The sequence below is a fragment of the Parvibaculum indicum genome, assembly GCF_011762095.1.
GTDB lineage: Bacteria > Pseudomonadota > Alphaproteobacteria > Parvibaculales > Parvibaculaceae > Parvibaculum > Parvibaculum indicum.
This window is the reverse complement of sequence record NZ_JAASQO010000003.1, coordinates 187,924-211,281: the sequence shown is the minus strand read 5'-3', so window position 1 is coordinate 211,281 and position 23,358 is coordinate 187,924. Positions and strand designations below refer to the sequence as shown.

Sequence of the window (23,358 nt, the reverse complement as noted above, 5' to 3'; positions counted from 1 at the left end):
CGGTGTCACGCGGGTTCCTTGAATTTTTTCTGCTTGGCGAGCTTTTTCAGCATCATCTCGCGCTTGGTACGCGAGAGGTGATCGATGAAGAGAATGCCTTCGAGGTGGTCCATCTCGTGCTGAAGGCAGGTGGCCAGCATCTCGTCGCAATCATGCTCGCGGATTTCGCCCTGATAGTCGAGATAGCGGACGCGGCAGGTCGCCGGGCGCTCCACATCCTCATAAAAATCCGGCACGGAGAGGCAGCCCTCTTCATAGACTGCCATATCTTCCGAGGTGGTCAGGATTTCCGGGTTCACGAAATAGCGGGGCTGCGGCTCCTCGCCTTCCCTGGCGAGGTCCATCACGATGACGCGCTTGGGGACGCCGATCTGGATGGCAGCCAGGCCGATGCCGGGCGCGGCATACATGGTCTCCAGCATGTCGTCCATCAGGACGCGCAACTCGTCATCCACCTTCTCGACGGGCTTCGAGACCTGTTTCAGGCGCGGATCGGGCGCGGTTATGATTTCGCGTATGGCCATGACGATTAGGTAAGCCCCCGGACGCGCGGGGTCAAGCCGGGCCTTTCGGAACAGTTTTCTTCATCATATCAGTGCGTTAACGAAGCTGGGGCCGCGCGCCGTGAATCGGATATAGTCGGCCCCGGAACGAAAGGGATCTTCATGAGCGACGCGCTCCTTATCGCATTGATCATCGCCGCCGCCATTGTGGCGGCGGGCGGGCTCGTCATGTTTGCGCTGAAACGCAAGCCGGATAACGACGACGGCGAAGCGGAACGGCTGGTGCAGCAGCTCATCCAGCAGCAGTCCGAACTGGCAGGCCGTATTGCGAGCATTTCCGAAGCTCAGACCCAAACCCGGCAGGAGATCACCCAGACGCTGAACGAGCGGCTGGAGAACGTCTCGCAACGCATGGGGCAAAGCCTGGAAGACAGCGCCAAGAAGACCGCCGAGACGCTTGGCAACCTCACCAACCGGCTGACCGTGATCGACGAAGCGCAAAAGAACATCACTGAGCTTTCCAGCCAGGTAGTGGGATTGCAGGACATTCTGGCGAACCGGCAGGCACGAGGCGCTTTCGGCGAAGTACAGCTCAACGACATCGTGGTGAACGCGCTGCCGCCCTCGGCCTATTCCTTCCAGACCACGCTCACCAACGGCTCCCGTGTCGACTGTCTGATCAAACTGCCCAATCCGCCCGGCTCCATCGGGATCGACGCCAAGTTTCCGCTCGACGCCTATCACGCGCTGCGGAACGCGCAGGACGAAGCGGGGAAAACGGCCGCGTCACGGCAGTTCCGGTCCGACCTGCAAAAGCACATCGCGGCGATTTCGGAAAAATACATCGTGCCCGGGGAGACGGCGGAATCGGCGCTGATGTTCCTGCCCTCGGAAGCGGTTTATGCAGAACTTCACGCGAATTTCCCCGATGTGGTGCAGAAGAGCTACCAGGCCCGCGTCTGGATCGTCTCGCCGACCACGCTGATGGCGACACTCAACACGGTGCGCGCGGTGCTGAAGGATGCGCGGATGCGCGAACAGGCGGGCGTCATCCAGAAATATGTCGGCCTGCTGCTTCAGGATGTGACACTGCTGGACAAGCGGGTGGACAAGCTCGGCAACCATTTCCGGCAGGCCGAAGGCGACATCAACGACATCAAGACATCGACGGAGCGCATCGCCAAGCGGAGCGAGAAAATCCAGGAAGTCGAGATGAGCGAGGAAGAAGACACAGCCATCGCACCGACCAAGCCAACGCAGGATCTGCTCGGCAGCAAATAAGAATAATCCGCAATTTCATCAGTATACGGGACATTCTGACGCACGACGGATTCGGAATTCTGCTGCGTTGAAGGTGTAGTTTACATCTTCCACACGCCCATCATCAGCGACCGGGCGCAGAACAGGAGTTCCGTCATGTCAGAAACCTCCTCCCCGGCCATGGTCAAGGTCTGGGATCCCTTTGTCCGCCTCTTCCACTGGACTCTGGCGACCGGCTTCATTGTCGCCTACCTCACCGAAGGCGAGCCGGAATGGCTTCACATCACGGCGGGTTTCACGGTCGCGGGGCTTGTCGCCGCCCGTATCGTCTGGGGCTTCATCGGCCCCGAGCATGCGCGCTTTTCCGATTTCGTCTACTCGCCCGGCAAGGTGTTCGGCTATCTCCGCGACCTCATCACCTTTCGCGCCAAACGCTATGTCGGCCACAGCCCGGCAGGCGGCGCGATGGTGATTGCGCTTCTCCTCTCGCTCGCAGGCACGACCGGCACCGGCGCCTTTATGTATTTCAGCCATGACGAGGGCGGCGGGGAGCAGAGCTTCATCATTCCGGAAGAGGCGATACGCGCCGCCGAAGGGATGATCGTCACGCCGGCCTATGCCGATGAAGACGAGTATGGCGAGGAGCGCGAAGGCCGCGAACATCAGGAAAACCCGCTGGAAGAGGTCCACGAGTTTTTCGCAAACCTCGCCCTGTTTCTGGTGATCCTGCATCTGGGCGGTGTGGCGCTGGCAAGTTTCGCACATAAGGAAAACCTGCCCCAGGCCATGGTGACCGGCGAGAAACGGAGCTGACCCTCCCTTCACGGTTCAAAAAAGAGGGCGGCAAAGCCGCTCTCTTTTGCTACCGTTTCCCCGAGGCAGCGTATCGGGCGCGCTGCCAAACGGCATTTGAGGGGAACGGGGCATGGATTTCATCACCGCTTATCTGGAGTGGATAAACGGTCAGCTTTGGGGCAAGCCCATGCTGGTCGCATTGGGGCTTACGGGTCTGCTCCTGATGATCGGCCTGCGCTTCATGCCGTTGCGCAAAATTCCCACGGCCTTTGGCATGCTTTTCAAGCGTTCAGAAGGCGAAGGCGACATCTCTCCTTTCCAGGCATTGATGACGGCGCTCGCGGCAACCGTCGGCACCGGCAATATCGTCGGCGTCGCAACCGCCATCTATACCGGCGGGCCGGGGGCGCTCTTCTATATGTGGCTGATCGCGCTTGTCGGCATGGCGACGAAATATTCCGAAGCGGTCTGCGCCATCGCCTATCGCGAAGTCGACGAGAACGGCGATCATGTCGGCGGCCCGATGTACTACATCAAGAACGGCGTCGGCGCGCGCTTTTCCGCTATCGCCAATTTCCTGGCCCCTGCCTTCGCTGTTTTTGCCGCTATCGCAGGTTTCGGTATCGGCAACACGACCCAGGCAAATTCCGTTGCGGACGCGCTGCATACGAGCTTCGCGGTCCCCGAATGGGTTACCGGCATCGTCATCATGATCGCGGTAGGGCTCGTTCTGATCGGCGGCATTCGCCGCATCGCCGATGTTGCCGGCGCGATCGTTCCCAGCATGATCGTTCTCTATATCGGCACGGCACTGGTCGTCCTCACCCTCAATGCTGGCGCCATTCCCGATGCCCTGTCCCTCGTCCTGCACCATGCGTTCGAGCCCGCCGCCGCCGCGGGCGGTTTTGCCGGCGCCTCGGTGGCCGCCGCGATACAAATGGGCGTTGCGCGCGGCGTCTTCTCCAATGAAGCGGGCTTGGGGAGCGCGCCCATCGCCCATGCGGCGGCGAAGACGAACGATCCCGTGCGGCAGGGCCTCATCGCCATGCTCGGCACCTTCATCGACACGATCATCGTCTGCACCATGACGGGTCTCGTCATCATCACCTCGGGCGCCTGGCAAAGTGGAGACCGGGGCGCGGAACTGACAGGGGCGGCGTTCGCTCATACCTTCGCCTTCGGCAACGAGATCGTGGCTGTCGCCCTCTCCGTCTTCGCCTTCACCACGCTTCTGGGCTGGAGCTATTACGGGGAGAAGGCGGTGGAGTTCCTGTTCGGCGTGAAGGCGATCATGCCCTATCGCATTATCTGGGTGATCGCGATCCCCATCGGCGCGACGACGAGCCTCAGTTTCGTCTGGCTGCTGGCCGATACGCTGAATGCGATGATGGCGATACCGAACCTGATCGGACTACTCATTCTCGCGCCGGGCATCTTCGCGATGACGAAGGCCTATTTCGCCGCGGAAAAGGGATAAAGTCAGAAAGGGCGTCTCGACTTCATGGCGGCGGCCAGCGTGCCGTCGTCGAGATAGTCGAGTTCGCCGCCCACGGGCACGCCGTGAGCGAGGCGGGAGATCGAAAGTCCCGTCCCCTCCAGCCGGTCCATGATGTAATGTGCCGTAGCCTGACCGTCGACGGTCGCGTTCATGGCGAGGATGATTTCCGTCACTTCGCCATTCGTCGCGCGCTCGACGAGCTTGCCGATATTGAGGTCATCCGGTCCCACGCCGTCCAGCGCGGACAGCACGCCGCCCAGCACATGGTAGCGGCCCTGATGCGCGCCTGCGCGTTCCAGCGCCCATAGATCGCCGACCTCTTCCACCACGCAGATGGAGGCCGCATCGCGGCGGGGATCCGCGCAGATCGTACAAGGATCCCGCGTGTCGACATTGCCGCAGGTGGAACAGATGCATGCCTTTTCCGCCGCATCCGCCATGGCGGCGGCCAGCGGTATGAGTAGCGCGTCTTTCTTCTTGATGAGTTGCAGCACGGCGCGGCGCGCGGAACGCGGTCCCAGCCCGGGCAGTTTTGCCAGAAGCTGGATCAGCCGTTCGATTTCCGGTCCGGCAACGCTCATGCGCGTATCGCCGTCAAAGGCCGAGGCCCGGCGGCAATTGAAGGCCGCCGGTCAGCTCCTTCATCTTGTCCTGCGCAGCCCGCTCGGCCTTGCCCTTCGCATCGGCGGACGCGGCCACGATGAGGTCTTCGAGAATTTCGCGCTCGTTTTCCTTCATCAGGCTGGGGTCGATCGCGACTTTCACCACCTCGCCCTTGCCCGTCATGGTGACATTCACCATGCCGCCGCCGGCGCTGCCCTGTACTTCCAGCGTTTCAAGCTCGGTCTGAAGCTGTTCCATCTTGCCCTGCAGCTCGCGGGCCTGCTTCATCAGGTCGCCAAGGTTTTTCACGCGTCACTCCATTTCATCGTCGCCAATGGGCAAGCCCTCGAAATCCTCGGGGGCCTCGTCCGGATCGGCGGGCATGATCTCTTCGCCTTGCGGCAGTTCCATGTCGGGCATGCGCACGCTCACGATCTCGGCGCCCGGAAAGGCATTGAGAGCCGCCTGAACCAGCGGGTCCTTGCGCGCCTCGTCCTTCAGCATCTCTTCGCGCGTCTGCGCCTGCTCGCGCAGCGTCGGCGCATTGGTTGCGCCCGCACGCGCCAGCGAGACGACCCAACGCTGGCCGGTATAGCCTTTCAGCTTGGTCGCGACTTCATTGGCGATGCTGCCGGGCGTTTCATCCAGCAGGCTGATTTCGATATGGCCGGGCTCGAAGCTCACCAGCCGCACACCGGATTCGAGGAAGGTCTTGAGACGGATGTCACGCTGCTTGCCGAACCAGGCGACCACTGCCTCGAAACTGTCGAGCGTGACGGCGGGCGCGGCCTCCACATATTCCGCCTGCGGCTGTGCGACGGCCTGACCGCCGCCCTGCACCGAGCGCAGATGGGCACGGGTACCGCCGCCCCCGTTTCCGCCACCGGCGGGCGCGCCGCGCGACACGGATACCGCGCCGCCGCTCTTCAACTGTTCGAGAAGCTCTTCCGGCCCGGAACCGTCCGAGACATAGGCGATACGAACGAGAACCATTTCGGCCGCTGCGATGGGACGCGCAGCGTTCTGCACCTCGGTTATGCCCTTCAGCAGCATCTGCCAGACGCGGGAAAGAACCCGAATAGGCAGCTTCTCCGCCATGGCGCGTCCGCGCTCGCGCTCGGTTTCCGACATGGCCAGGTCGTCGCCCGCGCCGTCCACGAGCTTCAATCGCGTCAGCCAATGGGTGAGATCGGCAAGATCGGACAACACGACCACCGGGTCCGCGCCGACATCGTATTGCGCCCGCAGCTCGCCCAGCGCGCCGGCGATATCGCCCTGCATGAGAAGATCGAAGAGGTCGAAAATGCGCGCCCGGTCGGCAAGGCCCAGCATGTCGCGCACATCCGCCTCGACGATACGGCCTTCCGCATGCGAAATCGCACGATCGAGCAGCGAAAGCGAATCGCGCGCCGACCCGTCCGCCGCGCGGGCGATCATTTTCACCGCCGCGTCTTCGAGTTCGACATGTTCTTTTTGCGCGACGCCTGTGAGCAGCCCCGTCAGCTCCTCCGCCGACAGGCGCCGCAAATCAAAACGCTGGCAGCGCGACAGCACTGTCACGGGCACTTTGCGGATTTCGGTGGTGGCGAAGATGAATTTTACATGGGCGGGCGGTTCCTCAAGCGTCTTCAGAAGGCCGTTGAAGGCGGCCTTGGAGAGCATGTGGACCTCGTCGATGATGTAGACCTTGTAGCGCGCGGAAACCGGAAGGTAGCGCACGCTGTCTATGATCTCGCGGATGTCGTCGATGCCGGTGCGCGAGGCCGCGTCCATCTCCAGCACATCCTGATGACGGGATTCCATGATGGCTTCGCAATGAACGCCGAAGCCGTCCATATGGATGGTCGGCCCGCCCGCATTCCGACCTTCGCCGGGCTTTTCATAATTAAGGGCCCGGGCAAGGATGCGCGCCGTCGTCGTCTTGCCCACGCCGCGGACGCCGGTCAGCATGAAGGCATGCGCGATACGCCCCTGCTCGAAGGCGTTGCGCAGCGTGCGGACCATGGCCTCCTGGCCGATCAGATCCTCGAAAACGGTGGGCCGGTATTTGCGCGCGAGCACCTGATAGCCGCTGCCGGTCCCGGGGGCATCGGCCGCGGGCGCATCGGGCGCCGGGTCGTCGCCCAGGTCGAAGCCCGGCTCGGTGGCAGGATCCGGCTTGTGCGGCTCCTCATCGGGAACGAGATCATCCACGTTGTCATCCATGGAACGTCCGCGTCCCTCCAGAGCCCACGCGGAAAAGCTGTCGCGCAGAAGTTTGAATGAGGTGGGAGGCTGGACAGACGACCCGAGCCAATCTCGTTACGGCTGCTTCCTTCCGGACCTGACCGGGTTGGCGAGGGACCCGTCCGCCGCCAACCTCCCAAGCCCAATATCGTTGGAATGCCCCCATGATGCAAGGGTCGCCACACATCGAGAGCAAAGGCCCGGAATTCCGCCTTTTGTTGAGACTCGGGCGGGGCTGTGCCACGCTGCGCCACCTTCGAATTCGCCCTCAAAACCAGAAGAGACCAACGCGCATGGGCCTGCCTGAAAATCCCAATATCTTCGCCAATAATCCGCTCGACCGCGCCAGCTACCGCCGCACCGATCCGGCATGGATCGCCGAACAGCTTGCCGCGCCGACCAGCCTTTTCGTGCCGCTGTGGAAACTGCGTCCCCTTATCCTGCCGGAAGAGCAGGAGGGCGCAGGCAAGGATGTGGGCTGGCTCCGCACCGCCGTCATCGAGGAGCTGGGCGGCGAAGCGGCCACCACCGTCTTTCTCGGCATCAACCGGCGCGGCAAGGCCCTGTTCGCGGTCGATATCAGCCATCTGAAGGACCCGGAAAACAACGGCCCGCTAAAGGGCCTCGGCGCATTCGAGGAACTGCGCGAGATCGCCATGGCGGGCGAGCTGCCACCCACCGAACTCGCGATTCTCGCCCAGGCGAAAAGCATGATCGACTGGCACGCGCGGCATGGCTTCTGCTCGGTCTGCGGTTCGGAAAGCGCCATTTCCGAGGCGGGCTACAAGCGCGTCTGCCCAACCTGCCAGGCGGAGCATTTTCCGCGCACCGATCCCGTCGTCATCATGCTGCCGGTGTTCGGGGACAAATGCTTCGTGGGCCGCCAGAAAATCTGGCCCAAGGGCATGTATTCCGCGCTGGCCGGGTTCGTGGAGCCGGGCGAATCGATCGAGGAGGCGGTTGCCCGCGAAGTGGATGAGGAAGCCGGCATCAAGGTCGACAGGGTGAGCTATCACTCGACCCAACCCTGGCCCTACCCGTCCTCGCTGATGATCGGCTGCATCGCCCATGCGGCCTCGGAAGATTTCGAGATCGACGGGGTGGAGCTTGCCGGCGGGCGCTGGTTCACGCGGGAGGAAGTGCAGGCGATATTCGCCGGAAAGGGAGACGGCACCGCCTGGTTCCCGCCGCCCTTCGCCATCGCGCATCAGCTCATCAAGGCATTTGCCGAAGGCTGACCGTTATCGGCCGGCCAGCCGCTCCGCCACACCGGCGCGATAGGAATGCGCCTTGTAGACGCCGAGGATCGTCAGTTCCGAGGTGAAGAATTCGAGTTCCTCCAGCGCCAGACGCACATGGCGCGAGGCGGGATGGCCTTCGATGTCGGCATAGAACTGGCTGGCATTGAAGGTGCCCTCGAGCTGATAGCTCTCCAGTTTCGTCATGTTGACGCCATTGGTGGCAAAGCCGCCCAGCGCCTTGTAGAGCGCGGCGGGCACGTTGCGCACACGGAAGATGAAGCTGGTGATCACCGGCTCGTCTTCCGGCTCGGCGTCATTGGGCTCTTTCGCCATGACGAGGAAACGGGTCGTGTTGTGCTCCGCATCCTCGATATCGGCTTTCAGGATTTCGAGCCCGTAGATCTCGGCAGCCAGCGAGGTTGCGATGGCGGCATGCGCGGGATCGCCCTTTTCAGCCACTTCACGCGCGGAACCCGCCGTGTCGGCGCCGACCACCATGCGCAATCCGTGCTCGCGGATGACCTTGCGGCACTGGCCCAGCGCGGGCGCCTGGCTCTGCACCGTTTTCAGGCCTTCGAGCTTCGCGCCCTTCACCGCCATCAGATGAAAGCGGATGCGCAGGAAGTGCTCGCCGACAATATAGAGGCCGGATTCGGGCAAGAGATGGTGGATGTCGCCGATACGGCCCGCCAGCGAGTTTTCGATGGGCAGCATGGCAAGACGCGCCCTTCCCTCCTGCACGGCGGCGATCGCTTCCTCGAAGGTGGCGCAGGGCATTTCCGTCATGTCGGGGAAGGCTTCCCGGCAGGCAATATGGGAGTTGGCTCCCGGCTCGCCCTGGAAGGCAATGGTGTTCGCCGCGAGGGTTTCGCTCATCTTTTCGCTTTCCGGAACATGATGGCCGCGCCCGGCCCTTCTAGCTCGAGCCTAGCGCATTGCGCGCCTTTTCGAGATCGGCGGGAGTATCGACACCGAGCGGAACGGTGTCAACGAGCGCCACTTCGATGGACATGCCCGCCTCAAGCGCCCGCAATTGCTCGAGTTTTTCACGTTGCTCGAGCTGCGAAGGCGGCATCCCCACGAAACGCGACAGCGCCTCGCGGCGATAGCCGTAAAGACCGATATGGTGATAGAGCGGCCCCTCGCCCCAGGGCGCGGTGGCGCGGGTAAAATAGAGAGCGCGGGCGAAAGGGGTTTCGCCCTTCGCGACCTCGGGAAAAGCGGCCACGGCCTTCACTACATTCGGATTCTCGCGTTCCTGCGGGTCGGTGATGACGGCGGCCAGCGTCGAGATATCCGCTCCGGGGCGGATCAGCGCCTCGTAAGCGACACGGATCAGCGCCGGATCGAGCGTCGGCAGGTCGCCCTGCACATTGATGACGATGCTGTGCCGGCCTTGCGGGTCGAGTTCATTGACCGCCTGCCAGATACGGTCGGAGCCCGAAGGGAGGTCGGGATCGGTGAGCACCGCCTCGCCGCCCGAGGCCGTTACCGCGTCGGCAATTTCCTTTTCCGCCGCCGCAACCACGACCCGCCCCAGTTCCGCCTCCTCCGCCCGGCGCAGCACCTGGACGATCATGGGCGCCCCGCCAATATCCTCAAGCGGCTTTCCCGGCAGGCGGCTGGAGGCCATGCGGGCCGGAATCACGATCAGCGGATTGCCGGCATGCGCCCCTGCGGTCGATTTTCCGGCGGTGGATTGCGGTCCCGTCATGCTGTCTCTCTCCCATGCGGGCGTCATTTCAGGTGGTGCGGCGGATCGACGCAACCCCGAAGTCCAGCCGGACGCTGCGACACCTGCGCAGAAGCGGCTGGCTTGAGCCCGTTTTGCCGGTTCGCCGGGCGCTGCATCGGCGATCCGGCGGCATTTGGCGGTTTCCGCCCTATATACGGCTTGCGACTGACGGGCGGAAGCGGCTAATCTCCGCGCCAATTCCGCGGGGGGCCTCGCCTGGGCGGAAGCGCGGCCAGCCCGCGATCCAGCCAAGCCTAATCAACCCGCTTCCCGCAACACGACCCTGGCGGAGCAGGAGCCGATGGACTCATTCGAATTCAACAAGTTTGCAGGTGCCGTACTTTTCTCGGTGCTTCTCATCCTCGCAGTCGCAACGCTGAGCGAGACGCTGTTCACCACCGAACCGGCCGATCCTCAGTCCTACGCGGTCGACGTGCCCGAGGACGGCGGTGCCGCGGCGCCGAAGCAGGAAGAGAAGGCGACGCCGCTGCCGGTACTGCTGGCCGAGGCCGATCCGGCCAAGGGCGAAAAAGCGGCCAAGGTCTGCGCAGCCTGTCATAATTTCGAGGAAGGCGCCGGCGCCAAGATCGGCCCGGACCTCTATCATGTGGTCGGTCGCGAAATCGCCGCCTTCCCGGGCTTTGGGTATTCCGATGCGCTGAAGCAAATCGGCGGCAAATGGACCTTCGAGGCCCTGGACCACTTCCTGAAAAGCCCGAAGGACTATGCTCCGGGCACGGCGATGGGCTTTGCCGGTATCAAGAAAGACGAGAAGCGCGCCGACGTGATCGCCTATCTGAACACGCTGGGTTCCAACCTGCCGCTTCCCGAAGTGAAGCAGGAAGCCCCCGCCGAAGAGGGTGGCGATGCCGCCGCCCCGGCCGAAGAAGGCGGCGACGCGGCCGCCCCGGCGGAAACCGGCGAAGAGACGCCGGCGGAATAATCGCCCTCTCTTACGAAAGCTTAATGCGGAACGCGCCCGGAAATTTCCGGGCGCGTTTTGTTTTGGCGTTCATATGGCTAAAAATGGTCTTATTCCCAATACGGAATGGAAATGGCCGCAAGAAGGAGGAGGACCCAAGTGCGATATGCGACCGCCATGCTGGCCGCGCTGACGATCGGCGCCTTTCTCACCGCGCCTTTTCACCCGGCCCAGGCAGACGACACGCCCCGCCATGGATCCTCGCTTTTCGGCGAGCTGAAATACGGCCCCGACTTTGCCCATTTCAACTATGTGAACCCCGACGCCCCGAAGGGCGGCGAGGTTGCCATGGGAACGACGGGCGGCTTCGACAGCCTCAATACCTTCGTCGTCAAGGGCAATCCGGCCGCCGGTCTTTCGCTCATCTACGACACGCTGATGGCGCCCAGCTATGACGAACCGAGCGCCGAATACGGGCTCGTTGCGAAAACGGTGTCGCATCCGGACGATTTTTCGTCCGTTACCTACACGCTGCGCAAGGAAGCCCGCTTCCATGACGGGACCCCCATCACACCGGAAGACGTGATCTGGAGCTTCAACGAGCTGAAGAAGATCAACCCCTTCTACAATGCCTATTACCGCAACGTGGAGACGGCAGAAAAACTGCCGGGCGGAAAGGTGAAGTTCAGCTTTTCGGAAAAGGGCAATCGCGAGTTGCCACAGATCGTCGGCCAGTTGCCGGTGCTACCCCGGCATTACTGGACGGGCAAGAACGCTGACGGCCAGGCACGCGACATCACCAAGACGACGCTCGAGACGCCGCTGGGAAGCGGGCCCTACAAGATCGCCAAGGTGGAGACGCCGAGGCGCATCATCTATGAGCGTGTGGAGGATTACTGGGCGAAAGACCTGCCGGTAAATGTCGGACAGAACAATTTCGAGCGCATACGCTTCGAGTATTTCAAGGATCCCACCGTGGCGCTGGAAGCCTTCAAGACGGGCCGCGTGGATTTCCGTATCGAATCGAGCGCAAAGAACTGGGCGACCGCCTACGCCTTTCCCGCCGCGAAGGACGGGCGCGTCAAGCTCGAGAAGATCGACACGGACAACAATCAGGGGATGCAGGGCTTCGCCTTCAACCTGCGACGCGGCAAGTTCAGCGATCCGCGTGTGCGCGAAGCCTTCGACTATGCGTTCGACTTCGAATGGGCCAACAAGGCGCTCTTCTATGGCCAGTACACGCGCACGAACAGCTATTTCGCCAATTCGGAACTGGCCTCATCGGGGATCCCGAAAGGCAAGGAGCTGGCGCTTCTCGAGCCCTTCCGGGACAAGCTCCCCAAGGCCCTCTTTACCGAGCCCTATAAAACACCGAAGACGGACGGCAGCGGGAACAACCGCGCCAATCTTCGCACGGCCAACGATCTGCTGAACGCGGCGGGATGGACCATCGAGGGCGGGAAGCGCATCAACCAGAAGACCGGCGAACAGATGAGCGTCGAATTCCTGCTTTCCTCGCCCACATTCGAGCGCATCGTTCTGCCCTACCAGCAATCGCTGGAACGGCTCGGCATCGACGCGACCATTCGCACCGTCGATACCTCTCAATATGAAAACCGCGTGGACAATTTCGATTTCGACATCATCGTCCAGTCCTTCCCGCAATCCATGTCGCCGGGGAACGAACAGCGCGACTTCTGGAGCTGTCAGGCGGCCGAGACACCGGGCAGCCGTAACGTGATCGGCATCTGCGATCCGGTGGTCGAGGCGCTGATCGACAAGATCATCTATGCGAAGAGCCGGACGGATCTCGTCGTCGCCACCCATGCGCTCGATCGTGTGCTGCTGTGGCGGCACTATGTCGTGCCGCAATGGTATGCGGGCTATTTCCGTGTCGCCTATTGGTCGCGTATCGCTCACCCCGGCACCATGCCCGGATATGCGATCGGCTTTCCGAACATCTGGTGGCATTCGGCGGATGCAAACAGGAAAGCCGGGGACGGCGCGCAATGAACGACAAGCGCTCGCTTGCGCGCCGCGATTTCCTGATCCTGGCGGGCGCGGCCACCTCCGCGGGTCTCGGCGGCCTTGCGTTTCCTTCCCTGCCGGCCATGGCCGCAGGGAACAAGCCGGTAAAGGTGGCGGGCGCGGGGCCGCGGCACGGCATGTCGTTTTTCGGCGGGCTCAAATATGCACAAGACTTTCCGCATTTCGACTATGTGAATCCGGATGCGCCGAAGGGCGGCACGCTTTCGCAGGTCGGCCCCACGGCAGCCTATAATGCGGGCTTCACCACCTTCGACACGCTCAACGGCTATATCCTCAAGGGCAACGCGGCCCAAAGACTCGATCTCGTCTTCGATACGCTGATGGCGCGCGCCTATGACGAGCCGAGCGCGGTCTATGGGCTTGTCGCGGAAAGCGCGGCGCTGTCCGCGGATGGCAATGTCCTGACATTCCGCCTGCGCAAGGAGGCCCGCTTTCACGACGGCACGCCGCTGACCGCCGAGGACGCCGCCTTCTCGCTCATGCTGCTCAAGCGGCAAGGTCATCCGCTCATCTCGCAGAATCTGCGCGAGATGAAGGAAGCGGTCGCGACCGATAGCCATACGCTCACCGTCACCTTCACGGGCAAGCAGACGCGCGACCTGCCGCTCTTCATCGGGGGCGAGTTGCCGATCTTCTCGAAGGCCTATTACACCGCCACCACATTCGACGAGACCACGCTCGAGCCCCCGCTGGGCAGCGGCCCCTACCGGATCGGCGACTTCAAGCCCGGGCGGTTTCTCACTTACGAGCAGGTCGCCGACTATTGGGCGCGCGACCTCAATGTGAATGTCGGCCAGTGGAATTTCGACCGGCTGCGTTTCGAGTATTTCCGGGACCGGACGGCGGAGTTCGAGGCGTTCAAGACCGGCGCCTACACGATGCGCGAGGAGTTCACCTCCCGCGTCTGGGCGACGGAGTATAATTTTCCCGCCGTGCAGGATGGGCGCGTCAAGCGACTCGAACTGCCGGACGGTACACCTTCGGGCGCGCAGGGCTGGTTCATCAATACGCGGCGGCGAAAGTTTGCCGATCCGCGTGTGCGGCAGGCGCTCGGGCTCGCCTTCGATTTCCAATGGGCCAACAAGAACCTCTTCTACGGCCTCTATCAGCGCACGGAGAGCTATTTCGAGAACTCGCCCATGAAGGCGCAAGGCCTGCCTTCCGAAGCCGAACGGGCGTTGCTAGCTCCGTGGAAAGACGAGCTGCCGGCGACCGTGTTCGGCGAGCCGGTCTCACCGCCTGCCTCCGACGGGTCCGGGCAGGACCGCGCGATGCTGCGCAAGGCGGCGCAGCTTTTCGTCGAGGCGGGATGGACCATCGAGAACGGCAGGCGCGTCAATGCCGATGGCGAAGCGCTGACGGTGGAGTTTCTGCAGGACGACCCGATGTGGGAACGCATCTGCGCGGGCGTCATCAAGAATCTGCGCATTCTGGGCGTCGATGCGCGCTTCCGGCTGGTCGATTCCGCGCAATATCAGGACCGCATGAAGAATTACGATTTCGACCTGATCGTGCAGCGCTACTCGATGAGCCTGACCCCGGGCATCGAAATCAGGAGCTACTGGTCCTCCGCCTTCGCCGATGTGGCGGGCGGGCGCAACCTGTCGGGCATCGCCGACCCCGCGATCGACGCGCTGATCGAGAAGGTTATCGCCGCGGCCACCCCGGAAGAACAAGTGAGCGGTGCCCGTGCCCTCGACCGCGTGCTCCGGGCCGGGCATTATTGGATCCCGCAATGGTACAAGGCATCCCATCACCTCGCCTTCTGGGATATCTATGACCGTCCCCCGCAGAAACCGGATTATGAACGGGGTGTCCTGCGCAGTTGGTGGACGGCCCCGGACAAGGCCGATACTTCCGGCAAGAACGAGTAGAGAGACCGTATGGCCGCCTATATTCTCCGCCGGTTGCTGCTGATGGTGCCGACCATTCTCGGGATCATGTTCATCAGCTTCGTCGTCGTGCAGTTCGCGCCGGGCGGGCCGATCGAGCGTATCATCGCGGAAATTCAGGGTACGGCCGTTTCCGCCACGGCACGCATCGGCGGGGGTGGCGGCGATTTCTCGCAATCGGCCAATCTGTCGGGCGGCGACGCTTCCATGGGCGGCAAATATCGCGGCGCCCAGGGGCTCGATCCGGAGTTCATCAAACAGCTTGAGAAACAGTTCGGCTTCGACAAGCCCTGGCATGAGCGCTTCGGCAAGATGATCTGGGATTATTCGCGCTTTCATTTCGGCACGAGTTATTTCCGCGATGTCAGCGTGCTGGAACTCGTGAAGGAAAAGCTGCCGGTTTCGATCTCGCTGGGGCTCTGGACGACGCTCATCACCTATCTCGTTTCCATCCCGCTCGGCATCCGCAAGGCGGTACAGGACGGCAGCCGCTTCGATGTATGGACCAGCGCCGTCATCATTATCGGCTATGCGATACCCGGCTTTCTCTTCGCGGTGTTCCTGATCGTGCTCTTCGCGGGGGGAAGCTTCTTCAACGTCTTCCCCTTGCGCGGCCTCGTCTCCGACAACTGGAGCGATCTCGGCTTCTTCGCCAGGATCTTCGACTATCTCTGGCACATCATCCTGCCGGTGACCGCGCTCACCATCGGCGCCTTTGCGACGACGACCCTGCTGACCAAGAACTCCTTCCTGGACGAGATCAAGAAACAATATGTCATGACGGCGCGCGCCAAGGGCCTGTCCGAGCGGCAGGTGATCTACGGTCATGTCTTCCGCAATGCCATGCTGATCGTGATCGCGGGCTTCCCGGGTGCGTTCATCGGCGCCTTCTTCACCGGCTCGCTTCTCATCGAGACGATTTTCTCGCTGGATGGGCTGGGACTCCTTTCATTCGAGTCCATCGTCAATCGCGACTACCCGGTGGTATTTGCGACTGTCTATATTTTCGGGCTCATCAGCCTCGTCATCACGCTGATTTCGGACCTCACCTATACATGGGTCGACCCGCGCATCGATTTCGAAACGAGGGAGGTCTGATCCATGGCCCTCTCGCTCCCCCGCCCCGCCTTGCCCGAGATTCGGATAAGCCCCGTCAACAGACGGCGGTGGCGCAACTTCAAGGCGAACAAACGCGGTTACTGGAGCTTGTGGATATTCCTCGTCCTCTTCGCCGTCACGCTGTTCGCGGAGTTCATCGCCAACGACAAACCGCTCTTCGTGCTCTATCAAGGGGAGCCCTATTTTCCGGTTTTCGTGTCCTATCCCGAAACCGAGTTTGGCGGCTTCTTCCAGACGGAGGCGGATTATCGCGACCCCGTGGTGAAAGACCTCATCGAGAAGGAAGGGCACGGGCTCATCGTCTGGCCGCTTGTCGAGTATGACTATCGCACGATCAACCTGAACCTGCCTGTGCCCGCGCCCGCGCCGCCTTCGGCGGAGAACTGGCTGGGCACGGACGATCAGGGGCGCGACGTGCTGGCGCGGCTCATTTACGGCTTCCGCATTTCCGTACTGTTCGGCCTGACGCTCACCATTCTGTCGTCGATCATCGGCGTGGCGGCCGGTGCCGTTCAGGGCTATTTCGGCGGCTGGACGGACCTGCTCTTCCAGCGCTTTATCGAAATCTGGACGAGCGTGCCGCAGCTCTATCTGCTCATCATCATCGCGGCGATCATCGAGCCGAATTTCTGGATATTGCTGGGGATATTGCTGCTCTTCTCATGGGTGGCGCTGGTGGGCGTGGTGCGTGCGGAATTCCTGCGCGGTCGCAATTTCGAATATGTAAACGCAGCGCGCGCGCTGGGGCTCACCAATGCAAAAATCATGTTCAAGCATTTGCTGCCCAATGCAATGGTCGCGACGCTGACCTTCATGCCATTCATTCTGAATTCGTCGATCACCACGCTGACCTCGCTGGATTTTCTGGGCTTCGGCCTGCCGCCGGGCTCTCCGTCGCTCGGTGAATTGCTGGCGCAGGGCAAGGCGAATATCCAGGCGCCCTGGCTAGGGCTGACCGGCTTCTTCTCCATCGCGGTCATGCTGAGCCTGTTGATCTTTATCGGCGAGGCGGTGCGCGATGCGTTCGACCCGCGCAAGGTGATGCAATGAGTGCGCCGCTTGTCGATGTAAAGAACCTTTCCGTTGCCTTCCGCTCCGAAGGCGAAGAGATACTGGCCGTGGATCGTATTTCCTTCGACATACGGCCTGGCGAGACGGTGGCGCTGGTGGGCGAATCCGGATCGGGGAAATCCGTTTCCGCGCTCTCTATCCTGCAATTGCTGCCCTATCCGCAGGCGAGCCACCCCGGTGGCGAAATCATGTTTGAGGGCCGCAATCTCATCGGCGCCGATGAGAAGACGATGCGTGCCATTCGCGGCAACAAGATCGGTGTCGTCTTTCAGGAGCCCATGACGTCGCTCAATCCGCTGCATACGATCGAGCGGCAGGTGGGCGAAGTGCTGCAACTTCACAAAGGCTTGCGCGGAGAGCGGTTGCGCGCGCGCGTACTGGAACTGCTCGACAAGGTCGGCATTCCCGATGCGCAGGACCGCCTCGGCGCCTATCCGCACCAGCTTTCGGGCGGACAGCGCCAGCGCGTGATGATCGCCATGGCGCTCGCCAACGAACCCGACCTGCTCATCGCCGACGAGCCGACCACCGCGCTCGACGTGACGGTGCAGGCGCAGATCCTTGCGCTTTTAAAAAAGCTCAAGGACGAGATGGGCATGGCGCTATTGCTCATCACGCATGATCTCGGCGTGGTACGGAAAATGTCGGATCGCGTTTTCGTCATGACGAAGGGTGAGATCGTTGAGCAAGGCGAGACGGAAACCGTCTTCGACAATCCACAGCATGCCTATACGCAACGCTTGCTTGCCTCCGAACCGAAAGGCCGAGCGCTTGGCGGCGCCGAGGATGCCCCCGTCATCATGGAGACCGACGACCTCAAGGTCTGGTTCCCGATCAAGCGCGGTTTCCTGCGCAGGACGGTCGGCCATGTGAAGGCAGTGGACGGCATATCGCTGACGGTCAGGCGGGGCCGTACGCTGGGGGTGGTGGGCGAATCCGGTTCCGGTAAAACCACGCTGGGCCTTGCGCTGTTGCGGCTTTTGTCGAGCGAGGGCCCGGTGCGGTTCGAAGGGCGGGACATTCAGGGGCTCAAGCAGAACGAGCTGCGCCCGCTGCGTCGCCGGATGCAGATCGTCTTCCAGGACCCCTACGGGTCCCTGTCGCCGCGTATGTCGATCAGCCAGATCGTGGAAGAAGGCCTCATCGTGCAAGGGCTGGGCCTCACCCCCGATGAGCGGCGCGAGCGGGTGAGCAGCGCGCTCCAGGAAGTGGGCATCGACCCGGCGGCGCAGGACCGCTACCCGCATGAATTTTCCGGCGGGCAGCGCCAGCGTATCGCGATTGCGCGGGCCATGGCGCTGGAGCCGCATTTCGTGATGCTGGACGAACCGACCTCCGCGCTCGACATGTCGGTGCAGGCCCAGATCGTCGACCTGCTGCGCGACCTGCAGAAGCGGATGAATCTCGGCTATCTCTTCATCAGCCACGATTTGAAGGTCGTCCGGGCGCTCTCCGACGACATCATCGTCATGCGCAACGGCAAGGTGGTGGAAGTCGGAACGGCGGACGAGATATTCGATCATCCGAAAACGGATTACACCAAAGCCCTGATGGCCGCGGCTTTCGACCTCGTCGCCACGCCGGAGGGCGACCTGGCGGGCTGACCGTCACCCCCCGAGAAGGGCCAGCCGCTTGATGCTGGTGACATGCCCATGTTCCCCGCGCGCTATGCGCGACATGGCGATATCGAGACGTTCTTCGGCCACGCGCATGTGATGGGCATTGGCGTGGATCAGCCATTGATCGTCGCGCATGATGCCGACATGGCCTTTCCAGAAAACGAGGTCGCCCCTTTTCAGCGTGGTGAAGTCGATCGGCTCGGGCAACGCTTCGCCCAGCGTCGCTTCCTGCATGTCGGTGTCGCGCAGGGACGAAATGCCCGCTCGCTCGAGCGACATCTGCACCAGCCCCGAACAATCGAGGCCCAGACTGTCGCGCCCGCCCCAAAGATAGGGAACGCCGAGAAACTCCTGCGCGACGGAAACGAAATCTCGCGCATGTGCCCCCACAGGGGCGAGATGAGGGGTGAATATCCAGCCCCCCCGGTCGATCCGGCTGTAGTCCCCCTTCGCCCCGATCACGGTGACAAGCCCGTTCATCGAAATGGGCGTGGCGGGCCGCGTCTTCAAATCGGGTTCGGGATAGATGAAGGTGCGAAGCGCGGCCACGCTGTGCGTGGGCTTTGACGGTTTGGGCGCAAGCCCCTCCCGTGCGACATAGCCGACATAATCGTCCTGCGCAGACTGCCCCCAGGCCCAGCCCGACTTGTCTTCGTAAACGCGGAAAACCTCACCGAAGAGAAGCTGCGTATCCATGGGCGCATCGGGCCGTGGCTCGCGCAGCAAGCAAAGCTGACCGGCCACGACCTGCATGTCCCGGCCATCCTCGAAGCGGTCCGCCTTCACTTCGCCGCGCAGATGAGCCGCGGCCAGGTCGTCCCGGTACGGGTTAAGCCGCCGATCCAGCGTACGCGACCGGCTCATTCTCCCGCATCGCCTTTCGCATTCATCGCCGCCGCGCTGATGGCCTCGCCGAACTCTTCCATGAAAACCGATCCCTTCGCCGTACGCTGCACAAAGACATTCCGCCGATCCGCCTCATCGCGTACGCGCTTGAGCATCCCTTCGCTGCCCAGCGTATCCAGCGCGCGCGTGATCGCGGGCTTGGATACGCCCAGCGCCACGGCAAGCCCCCGCACCGTATGCGGCGGCGGATCGAGATAGACGATGAGCATGAGGGCGAGCTGTCTCGAGGTCAGATCCGGTCTTTCGCTCCGGATCCCCTCCACCACGACGCGCCGCCACAGTCTCAGCGCCTCCGGCGCCTCCATCCTGCCCAACATTGTATCCCCCCATCCGGGCTTTGGGGCCCGGCATCGGGGATAGTCTATCGGCGCATCGCGCTGCCGCAAGGCAAAGATCGTTCAGCCGTACCGTCGCCTGATGAGCTGGAAGAGCGCGCGGATGGCCTGCGCTTCGCCGCCCACGGGCCTGCCGGGCCTGGGTTTGGGCACCCAGCCATAGATGTCGAAATGCGCATGGACCCGCGCTTTTTCCACGAAGCGTGCCAGGAAAAGCGCCGCCGTCACCGACCCTGCGAAGGGCCCGTCGGAGATGTGGCTGACATCGGCGATCTTGCTGTCGAGCCAATTGTCGTAAGGCTTCCAAAGCGGCATCCGCCAGAGCGGATCGGCGGTTGCCTCCGCGACACCGGCCAGGTCGCGGGCAAAATTGTCGTCATGCGTGTAGAAGGGCGGCAGGTCCGGGCCCAGCGCCACGCGGGCCGCGCCGGTAAGCGTCGCCATGTCGATCAGCAGGTCGGGACTTTCGCTGTCGGCCTCGGTCAGCGCATCCGCGAGAATGAGCCGACCTTCGGCATCCGTATTGCCGATCTCGACCGTCAACCCCTTGCGGCTTTGCAATACGTCGCCCGGGCGGAAGGCATTGCCGGAAACACTGTTCTCCACCGCCGGGATGAGGAGCCGCAGGCGGATGTCGAGGCCGGCTTCCATGAGAAGCTGGGCCAATGCGAGCGTCGCCGCCGCGCCCCCCATATCCTTCTTCATCAACCCCATGGCGGAGGACGGCTTGAGATCGAGCCCGCCGGTATCGAAGCACACGCCCTTGCCGACCAGCGTCACACGCGGCGCGTCTTCGCGCCCCCAGCGTATATCGATCAGACGCGGTTCCACGGCAGCGGCGCGGCCCACCGCATGGACCATCGGGTAGTTCTGCGCCAGCAGCTCATCGCCGACAATGGTGTCGATCGCCGCCCCATGTGCCTCCGCAACGCGCCGCGCGGCCTCTGCGAGATCGGCGGGGCTCATATCGCTGGCCGGCGTGTTGATGAGATCGCGCGCGAGGAACACCGCGCGAGCGAGCCTTCCCACCTCCTCGCCATCCACGCCCTGCGGCAGGACGAGGCGGGGCCAGTCACGCGGTTTGCCGCTATAGCGGGTGAAGCGATAAGTGCCGAGCGCATAGCCCAGCGCGGCAAGCGTCGGCTCGCCGTCGAAACCGCCCGCGAGCCGGTATTCGCCCGGTGGGAGGGCGGAGGCCAGCGCACCCGTGATCAACGGATCCGACCCGTCGCCCGTCCCCAGCAGCACGCCCGACACGGCACCGGAAGCATCCGGCAGGAGGAGTACCTTTCCCGCCTCTCCCTTGAAGCCGTTGGTCTCCACCCATGCAGCGCCCGCTCCGGCATGGGCGCTGCACCAGCCTTCCAGCTCCTCTGCGCGTACGAGCCATATCGGCGTCGCCGCCTTGTCCTTGTCAGCAAGAAAGAAATCGAGCACGGGCAGCCTCTTGGAACGGGAAGAGAAACGGAACGGGACAGAACGCAGCTATTGCATGCGTTTTGCCGTTCAAGAGACTATATAGGCCCTTTCCCGCTCGCAAACAGGACCATATCCCGGTGAAAGAGATGACGGCTTTCGACTTCGAACTGGTGATCGGCGACAAAAACTGGTCGAGCTGGAGTCTGCGCCCCTGGCTTGCGATGCGGCAGGCGGGCCTGCCCTTTTACGAACGCTCGATCAGGCTACGGCAGCCCGACACCAAGGCGCAGATTCTGCCTCATTCCCCTGCGGGAACGGTGCCCGCGCTGAAGTGGAACGGGCTCGTCATCGCGGAATCGCTCGCCATTCTCGAAACCATCGCCGACCTCTTCCCGATGAAGAAGCTTTGGCCGGAGGATGCTGGCGCCCGGGCCGTGGCGCGGGCGGCGGCGGCGGAAATGCATGCCGGCTTCACCGCGCTTCGCCGCGAGATGCCCATGGACATCCTCAACCGCTATCCGGGCCAGGGCCATACGGAGGAAGCTCTCGACGATGCGCGTCGGATCGTCGCGATCTGGCGCGAGGCGCGCCTGCGTTTCGGCCGGCTTTCGGATGGAGACGAGGGGTTTCTGTTCGGCCGTTTCAGCGCGGCGGATGCCATGTATGCGCCCGTGGTGACCCGCTTCGTTACCTATGAGATCGACCCGGCCGCTCTGGGCGATGAAGACGGGATGGCGCGCGCCTATATGGATGCCGTGTTGCGCCTGCCCGCCATGCAGGAGTGGGCGGCGGAAGCGCACACCGAGATGAAAGAGCGCGGCCTCCTCTGAGGCGGGCTTTACGCAAGGTCTGTCAGGGCCGTTCGAGGGGAACCTGCGTCAATGGCGGTTCCGATACGATTCCCTGTCCGTAGAAGAAGGCCGCGGCACCTCGATGCAGCGGGATCGGCAATCCCTGCACCGCCATCTTCATTTCCTCCTCCCCTTCGCCGGGCAGAAGACCATCCAGACCCGGCGGCGAGAGCAGCATGTGATTGCCCGGATAGAAGAGCGCCCTTGTGACCTCCTCCACCAGAGCGGGGGTGGTATCGACATCGCAGACGAAGACCAGCGGTGTGGACAGCGTCTCGATGGCCGGGGTCAACCGGAAGGTTCCCGCCGGCAATGTCACCGGTACCAGAAAGGGAGCCGTCTCGCGCAGCGCTTCCAGTTGCGGCCCGTTAATCGGCACGATATCCACTGCGCCGCGATCCGTCAGGCTGCGCAGAAGCGGTGCGCGGGGCTCGCCGATCATGAAGAAGGCGTCGAGCTGACCGAATAAAGCGAGGTCCGCCGCGCGCTCGGGCATCTCGTCGCTCAGAACCGCATTGCGCGGTCCGATGCCGTAAGCCGCCAGGACCCGCAATGCCGTCTCGCGCAAGGGCGAGCCTTTGGGCCCGACGGCGATGCGCATTTGCCGCAGATCCTCAAATCGCGAGATATGCGCGCCACGGCTCGCCACGACGAAGACGTTTTCCCGGTAGACGGAAGCGACGGCGCGCAGGCCGCTATAAGGCTTCTCGCCCTTGAAGGGCTGCCGCCCGCGAAAGGCGAGATCGAGCATGATGGCGGGTACAAGCGCGGATTCGAACTGCCCCGCCTCGACGGCCCGAATATTGGCGGCGGCGCCGGCGGAGGATTTTACCACCGCGACCAGCCCCCTGACGCCGCAAGGACCGGCGTCATCGCAAGAGGGCGTGCCCGGCGGTCGGCTGATCGCCCCGGCAAGCCGCTCGCCCACCGCGAAATAAGGGCTGTCCACGCTGCCTGTACCGATCTGGAAGAAGGTGACGATATCCGGTCCGTCCTCGAAGGTGTCCGGGGCGCGCCACCAGGAGGCGACACCCAACGCGACGAGCAGCAGCAGCCCCAGAACCGCCAGCACCGGCCCGGCAAGACGGCGCTCGCTCAAACGGCGCCGGATTTCTTCCAATATGTCCCGCATTCCCTCATGCCTTTTTCGGCCGCACGGCGCTTATTCTAGGCAGCGACCACCTCCCCGAATGGGGCGTTCGCCTCAATTCTTATAATTAATCCTTTCTTGACAGGTGTAGCCGAAGATCAGATTTGCAGAGCCGGGTGGGCGCTGCCGCGCCTTTTGGCTTGCCACCATCATTGCGGGATATG

Annotated in this window: 21 protein-coding genes and 1 other RNA gene; 11 read left to right on the top strand and 11 right to left on the bottom strand. The window is 62.9% G+C overall.

Translation table 11 applies throughout. The annotated features are described in order from the left end of the window. Window positions 1-5: 5 nt before the first annotated feature. On the bottom strand, window positions 6-524 hold the full coding sequence (gene def, locus FHS78_RS05355; RefSeq protein ID WP_167091334.1) for a peptide deformylase: 519 nt from the start codon (window positions 522-524) through the stop codon (window positions 6-8). A gap of 141 nt (window positions 525-665) precedes the next feature. Here def and FHS78_RS05350 point away from each other — a divergent pair, with 141 nt between their 5' ends. The 3 genes from FHS78_RS05350 to FHS78_RS05340 all read left to right on the top strand — a co-directional run bounded on the left by FHS78_RS05350 (window position 666) and on the right by FHS78_RS05340 (window position 4,035). Further along, window positions 666-1,784 carry a DNA recombination protein RmuC gene (locus FHS78_RS05350; RefSeq protein ID WP_167091331.1) on the top strand — a complete coding sequence of 373 codons (1,119 nt, stop codon included), beginning with the start codon at window positions 666-668 and terminating at the stop codon, window positions 1,782-1,784. Window positions 1,785-1,919: 135 nt separating this feature from the next. Then, window positions 1,920-2,576: a cytochrome b/b6 domain-containing protein gene (locus tag FHS78_RS05345; RefSeq protein ID WP_167091328.1), complete on the top strand. Its 657-nt coding sequence runs from the start codon at window positions 1,920-1,922 to the stop codon at window positions 2,574-2,576. A 112-nt stretch (window positions 2,577-2,688) separates the two neighbouring features. Further along, window positions 2,689-4,035 carry an alanine/glycine:cation symporter family protein gene (locus FHS78_RS05340; RefSeq protein WP_167091325.1) on the top strand — a complete coding sequence of 449 codons (1,347 nt, stop codon included), beginning with the start codon at window positions 2,689-2,691 and terminating at the stop codon, window positions 4,033-4,035. A gap of 2 nt (window positions 4,036-4,037) precedes the next feature. Here the strand turns inward: FHS78_RS05340 and recR are convergent, their stop codons facing one another. From recR to ffs, 4 genes are all read right to left on the bottom strand, one after another. Next, a complete protein-coding gene (gene recR / locus FHS78_RS05335; protein WP_167091322.1) occupies window positions 4,038-4,637 on the bottom strand; it encodes a recombination mediator RecR in 600 nt (199 codons plus the stop codon). 13 nt (window positions 4,638-4,650) lie between these two features. After that, a complete protein-coding gene (locus tag FHS78_RS05330; RefSeq protein ID WP_167091319.1) occupies window positions 4,651-4,968 on the bottom strand; it encodes a YbaB/EbfC family nucleoid-associated protein in 318 nt (105 codons plus the stop codon). A gap of 3 nt (window positions 4,969-4,971) precedes the next feature. Continuing rightward, window positions 4,972-6,864 carry a DNA polymerase III subunit gamma/tau gene (locus tag FHS78_RS05325; protein ID WP_167091316.1) on the bottom strand — a complete coding sequence of 631 codons (1,893 nt, stop codon included), beginning with the start codon at window positions 6,862-6,864 and terminating at the stop codon, window positions 4,972-4,974. A 61-nt stretch (window positions 6,865-6,925) separates the two neighbouring features. After that, an RNA gene (gene ffs / locus FHS78_RS05320) (signal recognition particle sRNA small type) lies at window positions 6,926-7,022 on the bottom strand. Window positions 7,023-7,178: 156 nt separating this feature from the next. On the opposite strand from ffs, the gene nudC reads away from it, so the two are divergent. Then, a complete protein-coding gene (gene nudC, locus FHS78_RS05315; protein ID WP_167091313.1) occupies window positions 7,179-8,123 on the top strand; it encodes an NAD(+) diphosphatase in 945 nt (314 codons plus the stop codon). A 3-nt stretch (window positions 8,124-8,126) separates the two neighbouring features. Here nudC and FHS78_RS05310 read toward each other — a convergent pair whose 3' ends face one another. Together FHS78_RS05310 and FHS78_RS05305 are read right to left on the bottom strand one after the other, a co-directional pair. Beyond that, window positions 8,127-9,002: a prephenate dehydratase gene (locus FHS78_RS05310; RefSeq protein ID WP_167091310.1), complete on the bottom strand. Its 876-nt coding sequence runs from the start codon at window positions 9,000-9,002 to the stop codon at window positions 8,127-8,129. A gap of 40 nt (window positions 9,003-9,042) precedes the next feature. Next, window positions 9,043-9,840 (bottom strand): 3-deoxy-manno-octulosonate cytidylyltransferase, encoded by a 798-nt coding sequence (locus tag FHS78_RS05305; protein ID WP_167091307.1) that lies wholly within the window; start codon window positions 9,838-9,840, stop codon window positions 9,043-9,045. 322 nt (window positions 9,841-10,162) lie between these two features. On the opposite strand from FHS78_RS05305, the gene FHS78_RS05300 reads away from it, so the two are divergent. The 6 genes from FHS78_RS05300 to FHS78_RS05275 all read left to right on the top strand — a co-directional run bounded on the left by FHS78_RS05300 (window position 10,163) and on the right by FHS78_RS05275 (window position 18,518). Next, a complete protein-coding gene (locus FHS78_RS05300) occupies window positions 10,163-10,804 on the top strand; it encodes a c-type cytochrome (RefSeq protein WP_167091304.1) in 642 nt (213 codons plus the stop codon). Window positions 10,805-10,942: 138 nt separating this feature from the next. After that, window positions 10,943-12,796 carry an extracellular solute-binding protein gene (locus FHS78_RS05295; RefSeq protein ID WP_343041926.1) on the top strand — a complete coding sequence of 618 codons (1,854 nt, stop codon included), beginning with the start codon at window positions 10,943-10,945 and terminating at the stop codon, window positions 12,794-12,796. Next, window positions 12,793-14,706 carry an extracellular solute-binding protein gene (locus FHS78_RS05290; RefSeq protein ID WP_167091298.1) on the top strand — a complete coding sequence of 638 codons (1,914 nt, stop codon included), beginning with the start codon at window positions 12,793-12,795 and terminating at the stop codon, window positions 14,704-14,706. Before FHS78_RS05295 ends, FHS78_RS05290 begins: the two co-directional genes overlap by 4 nt. 9 nt (window positions 14,707-14,715) lie before the next feature. Continuing rightward, window positions 14,716-15,822 carry a microcin C ABC transporter permease YejB gene (locus FHS78_RS05285; protein WP_167091295.1) on the top strand — a complete coding sequence of 369 codons (1,107 nt, stop codon included), beginning with the start codon at window positions 14,716-14,718 and terminating at the stop codon, window positions 15,820-15,822. 3 nt (window positions 15,823-15,825) lie between these two features. Next, window positions 15,826-16,893 carry an ABC transporter permease gene (locus FHS78_RS05280; RefSeq protein WP_167091292.1) on the top strand — a complete coding sequence of 356 codons (1,068 nt, stop codon included), beginning with the start codon at window positions 15,826-15,828 and terminating at the stop codon, window positions 16,891-16,893. Further along, entirely contained in the window at window positions 16,890-18,518 is a 1,629-nt protein-coding gene (locus tag FHS78_RS05275; RefSeq protein ID WP_167091289.1) for an ABC transporter ATP-binding protein, read from the top strand. The genes FHS78_RS05280 and FHS78_RS05275 overlap by 4 nt, the downstream gene beginning before the upstream one ends. Before the next feature lie 3 nt (window positions 18,519-18,521). Here the strand turns inward: FHS78_RS05275 and FHS78_RS05270 are convergent, their stop codons facing one another. The 3 genes from FHS78_RS05270 to FHS78_RS05260 form a co-directional block, all read right to left on the bottom strand. Further along, window positions 18,522-19,397, bottom strand: a complete 876-nt coding sequence (locus FHS78_RS05270) for a C40 family peptidase (protein WP_167091286.1) — start codon at window positions 19,395-19,397, stop codon at window positions 18,522-18,524. After that, complete coding sequence (locus FHS78_RS05265) at window positions 19,394-19,756, bottom strand: MarR family transcriptional regulator (protein ID WP_167091283.1); 363 nt, start codon at window positions 19,754-19,756, stop codon at window positions 19,394-19,396. The genes FHS78_RS05270 and FHS78_RS05265 overlap by 4 nt, the downstream gene beginning before the upstream one ends. Before the next feature lie 81 nt (window positions 19,757-19,837). Beyond that, window positions 19,838-21,211, bottom strand: coding sequence for a leucyl aminopeptidase family protein (locus tag FHS78_RS05260; protein WP_167091280.1), 1,374 nt, complete (start codon window positions 21,209-21,211; stop codon window positions 19,838-19,840). A 128-nt stretch (window positions 21,212-21,339) separates the two neighbouring features. Between FHS78_RS05260 and FHS78_RS05255 the strand changes: the two genes are divergently transcribed. Next, entirely contained in the window at window positions 21,340-22,023 is a 684-nt protein-coding gene (locus FHS78_RS05255) for a glutathione S-transferase family protein (RefSeq protein ID WP_167091277.1), read from the top strand. 22 nt (window positions 22,024-22,045) lie between these two features. Here the strand turns inward: FHS78_RS05255 and FHS78_RS05250 are convergent, their stop codons facing one another. Continuing rightward, on the bottom strand, window positions 22,046-23,176 hold the full coding sequence (locus FHS78_RS05250; RefSeq protein ID WP_167091274.1) for a TAXI family TRAP transporter solute-binding subunit: 1,131 nt from the start codon (window positions 23,174-23,176) through the stop codon (window positions 22,046-22,048). Window positions 23,177-23,358 lie beyond the last annotated feature (182 nt).